This window comes from Halovivax gelatinilyticus (assembly GCF_024300625.1).
Lineage (GTDB): Archaea > Halobacteriota > Halobacteria > Halobacteriales > Natrialbaceae > Halovivax > Halovivax gelatinilyticus.
This window is the reverse complement of record NZ_CP101322.1, coordinates 1,524,428-1,541,723: the sequence shown is the minus strand read 5'-3', so window position 1 is coordinate 1,541,723 and position 17,296 is coordinate 1,524,428. Positions and strand designations below refer to the sequence as shown.

Genomic DNA, 17,296 nt, shown 5'->3' with positions numbered 1-17,296 from the left:
TGTCAGTACCGAAGCGATAGGACGAGTGCCACTCCGGTGAGCACACCGAATCGGTGAGTCGTGCGAGGGCCGATCCATCTAGATCAGCCGCAGCATTTTACGTCGGTTCGAACTAGTTGGAAAGATTGATTATTTGACGGTAGCTACCCCCAATTATGGATAGACGCTCATGCGTGGCGGCGGTCGGCGCGGTCACAGTCAGTACCCTCGCCGGCTGTCTCGACGACGTCACCGACCGGACGGACGACGAAGACGACGACCAGCCCGGCGCTGGTAGCGCCAACGGGGCCAACCAGAACGACGATGTGGACCCCCACGGCGCGGTCGAAGCGGTCGAAACGTACATCGAAGCCGGTCAAGCGGGCGACGAGGAAACGATGAGTGACCTCGCGTACGACGACAGTCCGGTCGATCCCACGTGGATCGAGCGGATGGTGGACGAATCCGACGACGACTGGGAAATCCAGGAAACCGAGCCCGCGTCCTTCGAGAACGTCGACGTCGAACTGCTCGAGACAGACGTCGAACTGGCCGAGGTCGAACACGTCGAGGCCCTCGAGTTCTGGCTCGAAGACGAGGCGCTCGAGCTGATCGACGGTGACGACACCGCCCTCGTCCGCACGGAGTGGACCGACACCGACCCCGACGGTTACGGGTATCCGGACGAGGTCGACGAGGAGTCTCACTGGGTCCTGTTCGTCGACGACGGCGAGTGGACGATCCTCTGGACCGGCCCGCCCCAGGGAACCATCGACGACTTCCGAGAGCCCGTCACCGACGAGGAGGGACGCCTCGTCGAAGCTATCGAGTACGATGTCCAGGAACTCGACGAGGACGGAGAAATGGCGGCGTTCATCGACGGCGACGAGATACACACGGCCGAAGTCACGTTCGTCGACGATCCGGATCCCGATATCGACGCCGCACGCCTGGAATCGACGATCGCGCTCGGCTCGGGCGGCGTCGAGCCGATCGGAGCAGCCGCGCGGTTCTCCGTCGACCTCGATCCGGAAGGAGACGAACTCACGGTGTACGCCATCGTCGACGGGGAGGAGGAAGTCGTCCACCGAGAACACTACGAGCCCTAAGACGTTCCGGGCGGATTCTCACGGCGTCAACCGTCGGATCGACCGCCAGGAGATACCTTCCTCGGGGTCGTCCGGGTGCCGAGGCGCGCCGTCGGCCAGCGCGACGACCATCGTCTTTCTGACGCCGTGGGCCAGTCGGACGTCGAGCGACAGATCTCGAGGTTCGAAGACGTGGTCGGCCGAGAGCGCCCGGATGAGTAGCTCGGAGTGGCCGAGATCGTCGACTCCATCGACGGCTGCGTAGGTGCGAAAGTCCGCGCCGAACTTGTAGCCCGTCTTCGGGACGACACCGCGTTCGCGTAACGCCTCGTAAACGCGATACCGTCGATCGAATCGATCACCCTCAACCGCGAGACCGCGCGAACGGACGGCGGCGGGATCGAGATCGACGATTCCGTGGGTCGCGAGGTACGCACCCTCCACCAGCGAGCACTGGATCGTCGGTCGGTCGCCGTCGTACGTTCGACCCTCGAGCGGCTGTCCGTAGAAGGGACGCTCGTAGAGCGCCGTCGGCGGGTCCCAGACGACGATCCGATCGTCGAGGAGGGTCGCCTCGATCGAGGCGGCGTCGGCGATCCCGAGCGACGGATCAGTGACACGGACGCTTTCGCCCTCGATCGTCGGCGCATCGATCTCGAAGTAGGTGAGTTCGCTCTCTTCGTCGACGATCGCGATCACGCCGGGTTCGAGCGTTCTCGCGGGGACGTCCGTCCGTTCGCCGATGACGCGGACGGCGTACTCGAGTACGCCGTCGCCCGGGCCCTTGCCGCGGGGGTAGACGGCGAAATCCGTCGAATCGGAGAGTGGTCCGAACGCGTCGACGTCGAGCCACGGTTCGGTCGCCGGCGAGAGATACAGCCCGCGGGAACGCAGGTCGGCGTAGACGAGAAACCGGGCGCCGAAGTCAGCGCCGGGTTCGCGGGTAAGAAACCCACGAAAGTCGAGCGTTTCGTCTCCGTCATGGACGCCCGTGAGGTTCTCGGTGTAGAGTAAGTGGGCCGCTTCGACCGGAGCGAGCGCAATTTCGTTACCAGAGAGTGGATAGCCGTAGCCGCGAGCGTCGTGAAATCGCTGTCGTGCGTCGCCACCGACGCGGACGACGTCGCCGTCGAGCACGCCCTCAGCTGTCATACACGAGCGTGGTTGTCGCCGCACAAAGGGGTGTTGGAACGGCCGCGAGTGACAATCGGGCCAGTGGGTGCGAGGCCGCTTTCCGGCGTTGCCCGTCGGCCGTCGATCACCGGCTGTAGGTCGCTCCTCGATGTGGTCTCGATCGCGGCGACGGGGGGAGCGCGGTCGATCGGTCATCTCAGTCGGCCACCGCCGATTCGACGAGCTCTTCACACGTGGCGTCGAGACACCGTCGCCCGGTCCCGGTGTCGAACGTCGGCAGCCCACAGGAACACTCGCCGTCTACCACGCCGGCGGGGACGACGTACCCCGTCTCGCAGTCGGGGTAGTTCTCACAACCGGCGATGAGCCCGCCCCGCCGGAGGATCCGAAGGTCGTCGCCACAGTCCGGACACGCCCACTCGCGGTCGAACGCCTCGCGGACGGCGTCGTCGAGCGACTCACACTGACGGTCGAGACAGACGTCGAACGCCAGGCCGCGTTCGGCCCGAATTCGTGGCAACCCACACTCACACCGATCCTCCCGAACGTCGGAATCGGCGGGGAGGGCGTACCGGACGCCACAGTCAACACAGCGGACCCCGCTCGCCCGAATCAACATCCCATCACACGTCGGACACAATCCCACGGGCGTCCCGGCCGGCGAGCCGCGATAGGAGGTGAATCCCTCCCGGTCGTGCGTCGCGATTCGAAGCGTCTGATCGTCTTTTCTCGCGACGAGGCTAAACCCGCCGGACCGATCGCTGGACACGCTGTCGGCCCGGGTGAGCCAGGCCACCGGCTGATAGCCGTCGACGTCGTGAACCAGAACGGTGTTGTCGGGCTTGACGAGCGTCGTCACTCGGCCTCGGTACTCAGAACGCTCCGCGTCGTCGAACACGACGGTGCAGTCGCCGGCGAGGACGCGAATGGTATCTTCGAGCATGCGCTCTCTGGCCGCGGCCTGGTATATAAACCGCCGGAGCGGGTTACCCGGAGGTAAGTCGAGCGATTACGTCGCCGTTACCGTAGGGTTATTTCGTCCGGCATTCACTCGAATGTATGGAGTTCCTCCCACCCGCCTTCGGCCGACGTCACGCCGATCGGTTGCGGGAGATAGCGCGTGCCGTCGACCAGGGTAGAGCCATCGTTCGATCGGTCGGATTCGCCCCATCGGGTTCGCCCGACGAGCCGGCACCGCGAAACGAGTCGGAGCGGTCGTAATCGCATGCTCGATTCGCTCGGACCCGTCGGCATCGGCTACGCGATCACCGGGGTAATTCTTCTCGGTCTGCTCCGGGAGCCGCTTCGAAGGCTCGATACGCCCGGAAGCGCGGCCTTCGTGATCACCGTCGTCGGCTGTTCGCTCTGGCCGGTCAGTCTCGCCGTTGCCCTTACGGTCGACGGCTCGACGGCGACGGCCGTCGCGTTCAGCGGACGGATCCTGGCGGCGTCGATCCTCTCGGTCGGCTGGTTCCTGCTCGTCCTCGACGTCTCGAATCGTCCCCGGTGGTATCGACGGGCGGCGTTCGTACTGTCGGGATACCTCCTCCTGGATCTCGCCGTCCTCGCGACGAACTCGACTCACGCCCTCGCGTTCACCGCCGAAATCGCGCTCGCTGACGCCGATCTCGACCCGGCGTACGGGCGATGGTTCTGGATTCAGGCGACTGTCAACTACGCCCTGATGACGAGCGCGACAGCGTTACTGATCGTCCAAGCGATCCGCGCGAACGGGCTCTACCGTCGCCAGACGATGGCTCTCGCGCTCGCGCCGATCCCGCCCGCCGTCGCGAACGTCGTCACCCTCTTCGACGTGATCGACGTGGCGTCCGACCTGACACCGTTCGGATTGCTCGGTAGCGTCCTCATCCTGAGCTGGGCGCTCTATCGCGCGAAGTTTCTCAGCGTGGTCCCGCTGGCCCGTAAACAGGTGTTCGCCGAACTCAGAGACGCGATCGTCGTCATCGACGAGCACGATCGAATCGTCGAGTGTAACCAGGCGGCCCTCACGCTGTTTCCCGGCGACGAGTTACCCCAGGGACAGCAGTTCTTCGACTCCGTCGCGTTCGACGAACTGACGCACTTTGCCCGGGAGTCTGCGGTCGACACTCGGGTTACGATCCCAACCGACGGCGGTCATCGCGACTATCAGCTCTCCATCTCACCGATCGAAACCGGACGTGACGGGGCAGATTGGCGCGGAATCGTCCTTCGCGACGTTACGGATCGGACGAGACGCGCCCGTCAGCTCGCCGACCGCTCTGACCACCTAGACGAGGTGGCGAACGTGGTTTCACACGACGTACAGGGACCGCTAATGGTGATCCGGGGCAGCGCGGATCTGGCCGAGCAAACCGGCGACGTAACGCACGTTGACGGCGTCCTCACGGGCGCCGATCGGATCGAACGGCTGGCCGACGAAGTCGTCGATCTCGCACGCCGTGATCGAGCCGTTGACGAGGTCGAGTCGGTCTCGCTCGCCGCCGTTTCCGACCTGGCCTGGACGCTCGTCGGGGACGACGGCGACGAACTCGTCGTCGAATCCGACCGGGACGTCAGGGCGGATGGATTCCTCTTCCAGCAGTTACTCGAGGGGCTCTTTCGGTACTGTCTGGCCGGGACGGACGGGAACGGGCGGGTGCGTATCGGGTCGACGGAAGACGGGTTCACGGTCGAGGTCGACACATCTCTCGTTGAGTCCGACAGCCGTTTGGGTGGGACGGATGGTGCCTCCGAACGCGACGTGAGTGAGACTGACGGGGGGTCGGTCAGCGGTACGGGTGGGACAGGTGATGAATCCGAAAGCGGCGTGGATAGGGTGGACGGGACGGAAAATGTGGAACCGACCGGCTTCGATATCGCTCGCGACGTCGTCGAGGCGCACGGCTGGCGACTCGAACGGATCGACCGAGGAGATGAGACGGCGGTTCGAGTGCGGGGTCTCGGCGAGTCGGTTGAGCGTCGATAACCCAGGTTTCGACCATCGAACCGGACGGTCCTGGCCGTCTCGGCCCGGAGAACTCACTCCGCCTGGTCGCCCGCGTAGCGATCGAGCGTGACGGAGACGACCGTCCCGGACGGTCGGTTGTCGACGATGTCGAGTTCGCCGCCGAACCGATCCAGCACGCTGGTCACGAGAAAGAGTCCGGCCCCGATCGCGTCACCGATCGTCGGGTCGTCAACCGACGCGAGAATCGCTCGCTTCTGTGCCGGCGGAATGCCCACGCCGTCGTCGGCGATCTCCAGAATCACCCGATCGCCTTCGACCCGAACGGCGACGTCGACCGACGCCGCCGGCCGATCGGTGTATGTCACCGCGTTGCTGAGAAGTTGCCTGCACACCGCGTCGAGCATCGGCGAGCCGTAGACGACGACCGGTTCGTCGGGAACGTCACACTCGATCTCGACGTCCACCGGTGTCGTCTCGCGAATTCGCTCGACCTCGGCGTCGACGATCGCCGTCAGCTCGAGGGGCGTTCGGGCGGTGCCCTCGCTCGTTACGATCACGTTCGTCAGGTCCGTGGCCGTGTTCGTCAGCTCGAGGGCGTGACGAGCCGCGTCGAGTAACGATTCGGCCACCGTTTCCTCGTCACCGTCGAGTGTCTCACGGAGCTGGTCGCCGCGACCCACGACTACGTTCATGTCCCGTCGAATTTCCTCGCGAATCAGGCGGTTCAACAGTTCGAGACGGCGGTTTCGATCGCGCAACGTCCGCTGCGTACGGGCGCGTTCGATCGCGTACCTGATCGTTCGGACGAGCAGTTCCGCGGTGATCGTTCCTTTCACCAGGTAGTCCTGTGCACCCCGTCTGATCGCGTTGACGCCGATTTCGACGTCGTTTCTCCCGGTCAATACGACGATCGGAAGCGTCGGCGCCCGCTCGACGATCGATTCGACGGTCTCGAGGCCGGCGCTATCGGGAAGCATCAGATCCAGCAAGACCACGTCGGGCAGGTCGGTTTCGAGACCATCGATCGCCCCAGACAGCGTATCGACGTGATCGATCGATTCGATCGAGATTCGATTGCTCGAATTCTCGGGACCCATCGCGTGCTGGTGTTCAGAGAGGAGTCGCTCGACGAATCGCGCGTCGTCGTGATTGTCCTCGACGAGTAAGAGTGAGACGGACGTCGAGGTACTCATCTCGTCGGTGTACAGACGGGAGATAACTATCTGTTTCGGTGTACCGCCAACGGAGGTGTCGGTGCAGTGCTACTGGAGGCGTCGGTGCAGAGCTACTGGAGGTCGTAACTCGGCGAACGGGACCGTCCATAGAGCCGAACGATTCGCCAGGCTGAATCGGTCCGTACCCCGCCGGGTCGAATCGGTCCCTTCTCGGGGTGACGACCGGCCGTTCGATTCGCAGTCGGTGAATCCGACGTGGGATTCGACCATCGATCAGCGCGACGTACCCGCACTGTTTATATTCCCGCCGGAACGTGTTCTGCGCACGATGGCGTACGCACTGGAGATCGGGGGGACACCGAAGACGGTACCCGGTGGAACGGGCATCCTCTTACTCCACCCAAGTACCGGGGAAACGGACCGTATCGACACCGACTTTCTGAAGACCGACACCGATCGATTTCTCGTCGTCTCGACGCGAACAACCGCACGTGAAGTGAGCCAGAAACTCGAATACTACGACGTCGACGAGTCGTGTGCCGACGTGCTCGATACCCTGAGTATCGAGCGCGGCTACTCTCGACGCTCGAAAGACCACGTCTCGTACGTTTCGGCACCGGACAACGTCGACGGGATCGTCGCGGGCGTTGCGGACTTCCTGCAGCGAACCGACGGAAAGCGACGGATCAGTTTCGATTCGCTGACCGAGCTGGCCTACTACGCCGGCGAAGACGAAGCACTTTCTGCAGCCGAACGGATTCTCGAACTCCTCGACGCCCACGACGCGATCGGGCTCTTTCACCTCTCCGACGAAGTCCACGATCAGGACGTCGTCGACGAGTTTAGCGCCCTCTTCGACGACGTCATCGACCTCGACGAGGACGGGACGGTCGAGTCGTCGTTCTGAGAGAGCGCGAGGATTTCTACGAGCGCCGGTCCGTCTCGACCATGGGAGCTACGCGTCGGACTCGCCCAGGCTTCGCCCGATTCGGTCGGCCCACTGGACGGCGAAGTCCACGCCGTGGTCGCGGTAGGCGGCCGTGTCGAGCGCGTCGAACGGCGCCGGCAGGGCCAGATCGTGTTTGATCGCGCTGCAGGCGAGTTCGGTCGCCGCGGCGAACGACGTCTCCCCGCGCGCAACCGCAGCCGGTAGATCGCCGATTCGCCCCTCGAGACGCTCGCCCGCATCGACCCAACTATCCCAGAGAGCCGGGTGCGATTCGCTCCACCCGTCGAACACTGGTCGCGTCTGTAGCCCGATCCACCCGTCGTACAGCGCCGCAGCGATCTGGTAGGTCGCCGCTGGACCGACCTCGAGCGCCGCGTCGAGGTCGCGGTATCGCGACTCGAAGAAGCCGAGAAAGTGTTCGGGGACGTCGAGTGAGAGTTCGACGAACGCCGCGGCGAGCAGAAAATCGACGAAGTCCGGCGGCGATCCGCGCAGTCTCGGTTTGACGAGGACGACCGGCGGCTCCGTCTGGCGTGTCCAGACGACGCTCCCGTCACCGGGCATACCGATCGTAAACGTCTCGCTCGCATACTGTGCGAGTAATCGAGGCGAATCGTCGGGAAGCCACGCAGACGGGTAGCTGTGCGGGTCCAGTCGGTCGACGACGAGACCGAGATTCTCCGCCGCCGCGGGCGGCACGGTCTCGAAATCCCGCTCGCAGTCGAACACCATCGCTTCGGGTGCCCGCTCGGATCTGACCGACGCAACCTCGCCGGAGAGCGTACGCGACTCGAACATCAGATGAGCGCGAGTTGAACGACGAGCACGAGCGACACCACGACGGCCGTCGTGACCGTCGTGAGAACGATCTTCGTGGCAGTACTCATACCCGGAACTCGACCACACGCTCGCATAAATCCATCCGTTCGTCCGTTCGGCACCGGGCCATCCGTTTCCGTTGTTTCCGGGCCATCCGATCGTCATCGAGCGTGATCGGGGTACAGACATTCACGTCGAACCCCCTCGTTTCAATTGGAACACGAAAGAGACAGTCAGCCGTTCGACCCTCGTTAACGCAGTTTTCGACGATTCGTGTGAATGGTTGCAGTTGAAACGGTGGGGTTTATCCGGTGACTCCGAGGGTTCTCTACCGAATACTACATTTCGATTCGGGGTATCAACGAGAGTCCGGGGTATCAACGAGAGCCAAACGGCCGGTCAGAAACCATGGAACGGAGTTCCGGCTGTCCTGTCGATCACCATATTTTCCGGTGCAGAACCGATATCCTCGTAGTTCGAAGTGCAATACCGGTATCCGTACCGCTCACGCTGAATGGCGATTTCTCACAGAATAGTGCGGATCACCGGTCGACCGCCCGTCACTCGTCGCTGTGCCAGGAGTCGGGGACGTTGATGACGTAACGTCCGTCCTCCTGGAGCGAGACGATGTGTTCTTCCCGATCGTAGAGCTCCATCAAATTGAGTTCGTACTGACCGGGATTTACGATCTTGATGGACTCGAATTGTTCGTTCAGTTCCTCGCGGAGTTGCTCGAGCGAGGGCTGGTCGGCTTCTGGTTCGCTGACGACTCGGCCGTTGTCCGGGCGATCGTCGACGTCGTCCGCTCGGGCTCGGCCATCGGACTCGTCGACCGATTCAGGTGGGTTCGTTTCGGGCTCGGTCGAGGCTGTGTGAGATGGTAACTCGTCCGGGGCGACGACATCGGATCTGGCGCTGGCCTGGGCGGTATCTTCGTCACCCTCGACCCACTCGAAATCGTCTTCGAGCGCGTCGTCCGTCCGGCGCTCGCGTTTGAAATCCGGGTCTTTCTCGGCCGGTCGACGGGCCGTCTCGGGCCACTCGCGTCGAGGCGTGGTGTCCGTCGACTCGGTCGAGGTCGACTCGGGTGGTGCGTTGTTTTCGTTCGCGTCAGTCGAAGGTTCCGCCGACGACGACTCTCGAACCGGGGCGAACTGAAACTTGTTGCCCCCGCAGTCCGGACAGCCCGAGAGCATCTCTTTCGAACCGTCGGGAAACCGCCGATCGCAGTTCGTACACTGGTGGGGCATCCTAGTTGCGAGAGACGAGCGCGCTGATGAGCGTTTCGTCCTTGTGGAGCGTTTCGATCTGGTTCGCCGGACCGATGACGGTCAGTTTCGCCTGTGGCTTCTCGCCGCCGACGAGGCGACCGAGCAGTGACGAATCGCGCGTATCCGACCGCGGATAGGTCTCGATCTCGATTCCGTTGAACTCGTCCGGGCTGATCTCGGCCATCGTCACCTCGATGAGTTTACTCTCTTCGTCCGGCGAGAGACCCTCCTCTAGGATGACGATGTTTCCGTCGTGGACGCCATCCAGGATGAGCCTGATCTTCTCCATGCTCGTCAGGCCCTCCATGCGCTGACCGCTCACGAGGTCGATCTGCACGCCGTCAGGTGCGTCTGGGTTTGTTGCTTTCGGCATCGTATCACCCGAAGTACTCCGCGATGTTGTCGTAGACCTCGTCCATGTTCTCTCCTTCCTTCGCAGAGAGCGCGACTGTCTTGTGTTGCGGGAACGCGTCTTCGATTCGCTTTACGGACGATTCGTCGAGGTCGATCTTGTTCGCGAAGATGAGAACCGGCAGATCGCGGGATTCGATGATGCCGATGAGCATCGTGTTCACCTGCGTGATCGGATCTTTCGCACTGTCGAGGACGTAGATGACGCCGTCTACGTCCTCGCGAAGCCAGTGCATCGCTTCGGCGACGCCCTCGGTGGCCTCACGAGAGCGACGGACGGCGTCGTCCTTGTTCATCTCGTCGGTGAACTCCTCGTAATCGACCTTCGTCGTGACACCGGGCGTGTCGACGATGTCGATCGTCACGGTCTTTCCGTTTCGCTCGATCTCGACGTTCTCTTTCCGACGAGCACGCCGGGTCTCGTGGGGGATGTGACTCTCCGTGCCGATGGCGTCACCGGTCCAGTCACGAGCGATTCGGTTGGCGAGCGTCGTCTTTCCAGCATTCGGGGGGCCGTAAATGCCGATTCGTTTCGGCTCCTGTTCGGAGAAGAGACGATCGGTGGCCCGAGAGATACTATCTTTGAGTCCTTTTAACAGTCCCATCTGTGGGAACCTCCAGCACCCGCGGGGTGCATCCTGAGCAAACGACCGTATCGAATCCACTTAAGCCTACGTCAGACATTATCTGTTAGAACACCTATCAATGAAAGGATCGGTGAAACGGGGCGAACAGATCGATAACGGCGTCGCGACGGTGGGCGGACATTGACGAACGTATCGACGAGAATTCGCGTGGGCGACATCTGGACAGCTGCCGAACGTCTCGAGATATCGGAGGGGACGGCGATACCGAGTATCAGCAAAAGATTAGTCCCTTAAGGCGGTACGGTCCAATCGCGAGGACGGTTAGGAAACCCATGAGGATGATCCGAAGCGACGAGGGTGGATCGAACGGACTCACCAGATTGCGGTGAATTCGAGACGTAGGTTGCCACCGATCGTTCGGTTCGGACAGCTGAGGGATTTCCAGCACGCTGGCGAATCCTGACCAGGAGTTGCTTGATACGGATACCGTGACACCGCTTGACTGAATCCGATAGAGTACGATTTAGCGTGCTACCGGACGACGCGACAGCCCCACCCCTTCGTTTCAACTGGAACGACGACCCCGTTTGGGATCGATCGATGGACAACAGCGACGGAGCGTATACGGATTTGTTCGCTAAAATCGATCAAATCCATCGGTAGGACGGCTACACCTGAAACGTACGATGGCACGGATCCGAAACAAACACTTACTAGGATACTATCTACTGTTCACAAGCCACTGTATCGTTCTAGACCTAAACTAATAAATCCAAACACAACAACCTGATTTGCTAGTGCTGCGGATATGGTTTCGGATGTATGTATATATAGATTCCGCTATTCAATTGCCGGTTGGAGGGAGGGGCTCTCTTTCGTCTCCAGTGGAAATCAAGGGGTGGGGGGCGCCGTGCCATCGTCGCTTCCCAGCTGGATCCCTACCGGTCGGGAAATGTCGACGAACCCCATCGACGAACGGGCTGGAGTATCGATCCGGTGAACCTCCGTCGAACGATGGGGCTCTCGGGATCCGACGCGTTTTGGTTATACTAGCTGTCCGGTCCGATCCGGTGGAGTGTCCTCCCAACACAATCTCCGTAACAACTCAATAATCGACAAACACAACCTTTCCATGAAATACTCCCTGGTTACCTACTCCCTGGCATTCTCAACCATCACCTTCCGATCTCGGTGAGATCGCCCAATCGAGTGATTCGAATCCCGATCGGACGAGTACACTCATCACGTCCGTGATCGGTTCAATCCGATGCCGACCTCACTTTTCCGACGCGACGACGGCTCTCCATCCCCAGCCGACGACGATCAGTACGACGACCGCAACGATGGCGATACTGACCCAGATTTCGGCGGCGTCTCCGGGTATCACGTTGGGAACGTCGATCAACCCCGTCCACAGCATCGCGATCAATGCCGCACCGAGCATAGTCAGGATAGACACCGAACCGATCCCGACCCAGCTCCGTCGCATCCAGGCGCCCTCCTGTCGCGCTTCTCGTGACGACTCGGTCGGTTTGTCGGTGGGTTCCGTTTCGGGTTCGTCCATGGTTCTCCCCGATACTACGCGTTCGACGGATGAATCGGCCGACCTTGCACACGAAACGACGGCGAGAGTGCGAATGCAGAGCGACCGGATCAATCCGACGGTCTCGCGAGAACTAGTACGCCGACGAGATCGAGCGACCGTAACGAGGCGTTCAACTGAACTTCTGGACCGTCACGTCGAGGGTGTCGAGGTCGACGATCGGTGCGTAACCGGCGTCGGGATCGATATTGACGCTCTTCTGGAAGTCCGTCTGTGACTGCCAGCATCCCGAATTAATCGCCAGCACGTTGTGATACTTTCCGAATCCGAGTTTGTGGACGTGGCCGGTGTGAAAAATATCTGGAACGTCCTCGATGACGAGGTAATCTCGTTCCTCGGGAGCCAGTCGCGTGTGGCCGCCGAACTGCGGTGCGACGTGGCGTTTTTTCAACAACTGATACATCGCCTTGTGTGGTTCGTCGTAACTCGCAGCGTCGGCCGGCAACTCGGCGATCACCTCGTCTAGCGAGACGCCGTGATAGAGCAGAATCGAGACACCCTCCAGTTCGACTGTCGAGGGGTTACTCACGATTGCTGCGTCGTGAGCGGACATAATCTCCCGTAACTCCTCGTCGAAGCCTGGCTGGGGTTCTGCCAACCTGACGGCGTCGTGATTGCCGGGGATCATGACGATGTCGAGGTCGCCCGGGACGGCCTTTAAGTGCTCGTTGAACGCCTCGTACTGCTCGTAAATGTCGACGATCTCGAGTTCTTCGTCCTGGTTCGGGTAGACGCCGACGCCCTCGACCATGTCGCCGGCGATGCAGAGGTACTCGACGTGCTGGGCCTCCTCGGTGTGGAGCCAGTCGGCAAAGCGGTTCCACGCGTCTTCCATGAACTCGTCGCTTCCCACGTGGACGTCGCTGATGAGCGCCGCCTGGACGTGGCGATCCGCGTACGACGGTTCGTGCGTCCTGGGGACGTCCGGCACGTAGATAGAATCGACGAATGCGATACCGGAGTCGTCGGCGAGCGTTCCCTCCATCGCGATCACCTCGTCGTAGAGCAACTCCTCGACCATCGAGGCGAACTCCCGATCTTTCATCACGAGAAACGGAAACGTTCCGGTCGTGTCCTCGAGTTCGACGAGCCAGTGACCGCTCGCCGTCGAACGAACGTCGTTGACGAGACCGACCATCGCGACGTCGCTCCCGCCCGGCATCGATTCGATCGACGACGCCGGTCGGTGATTCACCCTACCGCGCAGTTTCGAACCCAGTCGGTCCAGGCGATCGCGAAAAACGGTGACGAAATCTCGATACTCGCCCGTTCCGGTGGACTCGCCGGTCATGTCGCCGTCGATCTGAACGGACCGCTCCGAACCGTCTCCAGACCGCTCGAACCCCTCCATTTCGGGTGGAGAACCGGTCGATTTGTCGTGCCCGGTCGGCGTTTTTCCACCTGAAACAGCGGGGTCAGTGGAGCCGCTGGTCGATTCGGCTCGACGATCGGCGCTGACCTCCTCGTCCGTCGCGTCGACACCCGACGATTCCTCGCGATCGGGCTCGAGGATGGCCCGGACGTCCGCGATCGAGATGACGAGCGCATCGTCGGAAACCGTCTCCAGCAACCGATCGACGGCGCGCTCGGGATCCGACGCGTTTTCGAGTAGCGTCACGGCCTCGCGTTCGACGTTGTACCCGCGGCTCGTCAGTCGTTGAACGATCCGGACGGACCCCTCTAGTGGCACACAACGGAATTCGCGAGAACCCTCAAAAACGTATTGAATGGGCGACCCTCGAGACGGCGGCGACCGATCCTGGCGAGTCGCGTTAGGCCGGGACGACCGGGCCCGACGACGGGGAACTGATACGGAACGCGCTCGGGTGAGTCGTGCGGCTTTCTCTACGGCGCCGAGAGCAGAAGGTTCATTTTCATTCCCAGGGTACGGAGATGTAATGACAGACCCCGGTTCCGGGAGCCCTCGTGACGACCCGGACCGTCGCTCCCCGACCGAGTCGACGACCGATCCGACGGTCGGTGACCGGCCGCCGACCCGCCCGCCCGAATCGAACACCGCTCGCTCCGACGATTCTCCGTCCATCGAATCCGACGGAATCCTCCGGTGGTTCATCACGACCGACGAGACGGCTGTCGTCTACACGCGCGATCTGGTTTCGAGCGTCGGACTCGTCGTGCTCATCGCGCTCATCCTCTTTGGCATCAGCGGCGTCTGGCCCCCGCTGGTCGCCGTCGAGAGCGGTAGCATGGAACCCAACATGCACCGCGGTGACATGATTTTCGTCGTCGCCGACGACCGGTTCGTCGGTGACGGCTACGTAGACGGGACCGGCGTCGTTACCGAAGAGGCGGGCGCGGTGACCGATCACTCGACGTTCGGAAACGACGGCGACGTGATCATCTTCCGACCCGACGGTTCCGCGACGCAGACGCCGGTGATCCACCGCGCGTCGTTCTGGGTCGAACCGGGCGAAAACTGGGTCGATCGGGGCGATCCGTCGCTCACTAACGGCCTGACCTGCGACGAAGTCGTGACCTGTCCGGCCCAGCACGCCGGCTTCATCACCCACGGCGACGCGAACGGTGGCTACGATCAACTCACGGCGAACGACGGTGCGGACACCGACGTCGTCAAACCCGAGTGGATCGAGGGGAAAGCGAAGTACCGCATTCCGTGGCTCGGATACGTTCGACTGACCGTCGACGAGACCTTCTCGGCGGGCGTCGTCGAAGCGACTCCCGGCACGGAGTCACCTGCGGACGTCGGCGGGCTCACCGTCGGTCTGGTCGCGACGCTGCTCGGGGCGGCAGCGATCGCTCGTCGTTCGTGAGTGTTGCACCCACTCACCGCCGCAAATCGAGACCGTCGACCACCCGTCATACGTCGGGATTGGGGATATTTCCAGTAGAAATGGAGGGGTTCGAACGGCCGGTGTTGTTAGTTGTCGAATCGAGCCTGTACGAACGGTTTAACGTCTTCGATGTCGCTCAGCCGCGAATCCGATCGAAGCACGACTTCCGTCTCTTCGAGTGGAACCGAGAGACTGATCTCTTTCGTTCGACCGTAGCGGCCCTTCGAAACGACGACGGCGTTGACGATGCCGAGCATGTCGAGTTCGCTGATGAGGTCGGTTACGCGACGCTGGGTGAGGACGTCAGTCTCCAGCTCGTTACAGAGTCGCTTGTAGATGTTGAACACCTCGCCGGTGTTGATGCTGTGGACGCCGTGTTGCTCGAGTAGAATAATCGAAAACAGGACGAGTTTGCTCTGAGTCGGCAGCGTGCGCACGACTTCGACCACGCGATCGAGTTCGATCTTATCCTGGGCCTGTCGGACGTGTTCTTCGACGATCGTCTCCGTCTGTGAACGCTCGGCGAGTTCACCGGCAGTTCGGAGTAGATCGAGCGCCCGCCGCGCGTCGCCGTGTTCCTGGGCGGCGAAGGCGGCACAGAGCGGGATAACGTCAGGCGAGAGCACGCCGTCTTTGAACGCGACGTCGGATCGGTGCTGTAAGATATCTCTTAGCTGGTTCGCGTCGTAGGGTGGAAAGACGATCTCCTCCTCGCCGAGTGAGGACTTTACGCGCGGATCGAGAAAGTCGGTGAACTTTAGGTCGTTGCTGATACCGATGATCGAGACCCGGGAATTTTCGAGCTCGGAGTTCATCCGGGAGAGATTGTACAGCGTATCGTCGCCGCTCTTCTCGACGAGCTTGTCGATCTCGTCTAGCATGATGACGACCACGCGCTCCGAGTAGTCCACGGCGTCGAAGAACACGCTGTAGACGCGATCGGTTGGCCACCCGGTCATCGGAACGTCCTCGAAACCGTCTCGATCGGCCTCGAGTTCGTCGATCCTGTCGTCGATCTCTTCGACTCGCGAGAACTCCGTCTCGGCCAGCGGATGGGCATCGAATGCGTTGGCGGAATCGAACCCCTCCGTTTCACCTGCAATATCGTCGATTCCGGGGCTCTGTTCGACAAAATCGTGGGATTCCGGTTCGAGGTTGTCTCCGGGATCGGATCCGGATTCGGACCCCTTCGTTTCAGCTGGAGACTGCCCCGTCGCCCGACCGTCATTCGACGACCGTTCGCCCGATTCGCTAGAAGACGGTTCGCCCGATTGCGCTTCGTACGCTTCGACGTCTTCTCTGAGCGCGTCGAGTTCGGCGATCCTGTCGTCGATGCGGTCCTTGTTCGTCTCGATGAACGTATTCGCCAGCTGAGCGAGCACGCGGTACTGGGTATCGGTCACCTCGCAGTTTATGTACTCGACGTCGCACGGCACGCGGTACTTCGTGGAGGTTTGTTCTAACTCCTGGCTGACGAACTTCGCGCTCGCGGTCTTTCCCGTCCCCGTCTTTCCGTAGATGAGAATATTCGACGGCGTCTCGCCGCGCAGCGCGGCGACCAGGATCGTCGCCATCTTGTTGATCTGATCGGTACGGTGTGGGAGTTCGTGCGGCGTGTACGAAGGCCTGAGAACCTCTTTGTTCTCGAAAATTGGCTCACCGCTCAGCAGATCGTCGAACAGACCCTGATTCGACTCGCCATCGCTCAGCTCTCGCTCGTCGAGTTCCGCTCGAAACCCGGGAGTCGTTCGACCCGCTTCGGCCGTACCAGGCTCGTGTGGATCGTCGTCAGACATCCGTCGTACGTGTACCCCTCTGTTTCATCTGGAACGCAGTGTCCGCATTCCCCGATTTTGTATGGTTGACGCGTTCTCCCCTCCGAACGAATCGTAGCGTACGTCGAGACGCGTCCAGTTGATGCAGACGAACCAGATGAAGACCTACCTAATAAAAGTATTCTTTCTTCTGGAGCAGAGCGTCGTCGAATCCGACCGATTGACAGCAGATATAGCGCGTCTACTACCCCTGAAAACGGTATCTACGTCTAATTTCATCTCAACTCCAGTCGAAACAGTACCGTGTCGGCCCCTTCGAACCGTGGACCCTCTTCGACCCGGCTAAACCCCTTCGCTTCGAGTGCGTCGACGACGTCCGTCCGATCGGCGGTGACGAGCGCTTCAACGCCCATCGACTCGGTCCGTGCGAACCCGATCGGCTCGTCGAGCAATCGGTCGTACGCCGATTTCGTCCCGTCGAGTTTCGTGACGGTGACGACGTCCGAATCGGCGTCGAAACTGACGAACCCGAGAATGTTCTCCGGATTTTCGCCACTGAACTTCGTTCGCTCGGCGTCGACGGTCGGATCCGTTCGCACGTCCTCGGCGATCCGGACGGTCCGATCGTGAATGAGATCTCCGAGGACGTCCGTGGGGGCGCCGGCGATCGAAGCGAGCGCACTCGCGTCGGCTTCTCGGGCGTCACGAACGTTCATCGCCAGGCCGTACGTGCTCGACGTGC

General features: G+C 61.7%; 16 protein-coding genes. 5 read left to right on the top strand and 11 right to left on the bottom strand.

Annotated elements, in window-relative coordinates; translation table 11 throughout:
* Positions 1 to 155: 155 nt before the first annotated feature.
* Entirely contained in the window at positions 156 to 1,088 is a 933-nt protein-coding gene (locus NKH31_RS07550; protein ID WP_254864524.1) for a hypothetical protein, read from the top strand.
* An 18-nt stretch (positions 1,089 to 1,106) separates the two neighbouring features.
* On the opposite strand, the gene endA is transcribed toward NKH31_RS07550, so the two are convergent.
* Both endA and NKH31_RS07540 read right to left on the bottom strand, forming a co-directional pair.
* Positions 1,107 to 2,219, bottom strand: a complete 1,113-nt coding sequence (endA, locus tag NKH31_RS07545; protein ID WP_254864523.1) for a tRNA-intron lyase — start codon at positions 2,217 to 2,219, stop codon at positions 1,107 to 1,109.
* A gap of 178 nt (positions 2,220 to 2,397) precedes the next feature.
* Complete coding sequence (locus NKH31_RS07540; RefSeq protein ID WP_254864522.1) at positions 2,398 to 3,144, bottom strand: endonuclease NucS domain-containing protein; 747 nt, start codon at positions 3,142 to 3,144, stop codon at positions 2,398 to 2,400.
* 116 nt (positions 3,145 to 3,260) lie between these two features.
* Here NKH31_RS07540 and NKH31_RS07535 point away from each other — a divergent pair, with 116 nt between their 5' ends.
* Positions 3,261 to 3,422, top strand: a complete 162-nt coding sequence (locus tag NKH31_RS07535; protein ID WP_254864521.1) for a hypothetical protein — start codon at positions 3,261 to 3,263, stop codon at positions 3,420 to 3,422.
* A 4-nt stretch (positions 3,423 to 3,426) separates the two neighbouring features.
* On the top strand, positions 3,427 to 5,169 hold the full coding sequence (locus NKH31_RS07530) for a histidine kinase N-terminal 7TM domain-containing protein (RefSeq protein ID WP_254864520.1): 1,743 nt from the start codon (positions 3,427 to 3,429) through the stop codon (positions 5,167 to 5,169).
* Positions 5,170 to 5,222: 53 nt separating this feature from the next.
* Here NKH31_RS07530 and NKH31_RS07525 read toward each other — a convergent pair whose 3' ends face one another.
* Positions 5,223 to 6,344, bottom strand: a complete 1,122-nt coding sequence (locus tag NKH31_RS07525) for an ATP-binding response regulator (protein WP_254864519.1) — start codon at positions 6,342 to 6,344, stop codon at positions 5,223 to 5,225.
* A gap of 310 nt (positions 6,345 to 6,654) precedes the next feature.
* On the opposite strand from NKH31_RS07525, the gene NKH31_RS07520 reads away from it, so the two are divergent.
* Positions 6,655 to 7,233 (top strand): DUF7090 family protein, encoded by a 579-nt coding sequence (locus NKH31_RS07520; protein WP_254864518.1) that lies wholly within the window; start codon positions 6,655 to 6,657, stop codon positions 7,231 to 7,233.
* Positions 7,234 to 7,281: 48 nt separating this feature from the next.
* Here NKH31_RS07520 and NKH31_RS07515 read toward each other — a convergent pair whose 3' ends face one another.
* The 6 genes from NKH31_RS07515 to NKH31_RS07490 form a co-directional block, all read right to left on the bottom strand.
* Positions 7,282 to 8,073 (bottom strand): DUF7089 family protein, encoded by a 792-nt coding sequence (locus NKH31_RS07515; protein ID WP_254864517.1) that lies wholly within the window; start codon positions 8,071 to 8,073, stop codon positions 7,282 to 7,284.
* A 581-nt stretch (positions 8,074 to 8,654) separates the two neighbouring features.
* A complete protein-coding gene (locus NKH31_RS07510; protein WP_254864516.1) occupies positions 8,655 to 9,344 on the bottom strand; it encodes a Zn-ribbon domain-containing protein in 690 nt (229 codons plus the stop codon).
* A gap of 1 nt (position 9,345) precedes the next feature.
* Positions 9,346 to 9,738, bottom strand: coding sequence for a DUF2073 domain-containing protein (locus NKH31_RS07505; protein ID WP_254864515.1), 393 nt, complete (start codon positions 9,736 to 9,738; stop codon positions 9,346 to 9,348).
* Between the two features lie 4 nt (positions 9,739 to 9,742).
* Entirely contained in the window at positions 9,743 to 10,381 is a 639-nt protein-coding gene (locus NKH31_RS07500) for an Era-like GTP-binding protein (RefSeq protein ID WP_254864514.1), read from the bottom strand.
* Positions 10,382 to 11,639: 1,258 nt separating this feature from the next.
* A complete protein-coding gene (locus tag NKH31_RS07495; protein WP_254864513.1) occupies positions 11,640 to 11,927 on the bottom strand; it encodes a hypothetical protein in 288 nt (95 codons plus the stop codon).
* 151 nt (positions 11,928 to 12,078) lie between these two features.
* Complete coding sequence (locus tag NKH31_RS07490) at positions 12,079 to 13,656, bottom strand: DNA-directed DNA polymerase II small subunit (RefSeq protein WP_254864512.1); 1,578 nt, start codon at positions 13,654 to 13,656, stop codon at positions 12,079 to 12,081.
* Positions 13,657 to 13,864: 208 nt separating this feature from the next.
* Between NKH31_RS07490 and NKH31_RS07485 the strand changes: the two genes are divergently transcribed.
* On the top strand, positions 13,865 to 14,758 hold the full coding sequence (locus NKH31_RS07485) for a S24/S26 family peptidase (protein ID WP_254864511.1): 894 nt from the start codon (positions 13,865 to 13,867) through the stop codon (positions 14,756 to 14,758).
* A gap of 107 nt (positions 14,759 to 14,865) precedes the next feature.
* Here the strand turns inward: NKH31_RS07485 and NKH31_RS07480 are convergent, their stop codons facing one another.
* Together NKH31_RS07480 and NKH31_RS07475 are read right to left on the bottom strand one after the other, a co-directional pair.
* Positions 14,866 to 16,575, bottom strand: a complete 1,710-nt coding sequence (locus NKH31_RS07480; protein ID WP_254864510.1) for a Cdc6/Cdc18 family protein — start codon at positions 16,573 to 16,575, stop codon at positions 14,866 to 14,868.
* A 254-nt stretch (positions 16,576 to 16,829) separates the two neighbouring features.
* Positions 16,830 to 17,270 (bottom strand): hypothetical protein, encoded by a 441-nt coding sequence (locus tag NKH31_RS07475; RefSeq protein ID WP_254864509.1) that lies wholly within the window; start codon positions 17,268 to 17,270, stop codon positions 16,830 to 16,832.
* Between the last annotated feature and the right edge of the window lie 26 nt (positions 17,271 to 17,296).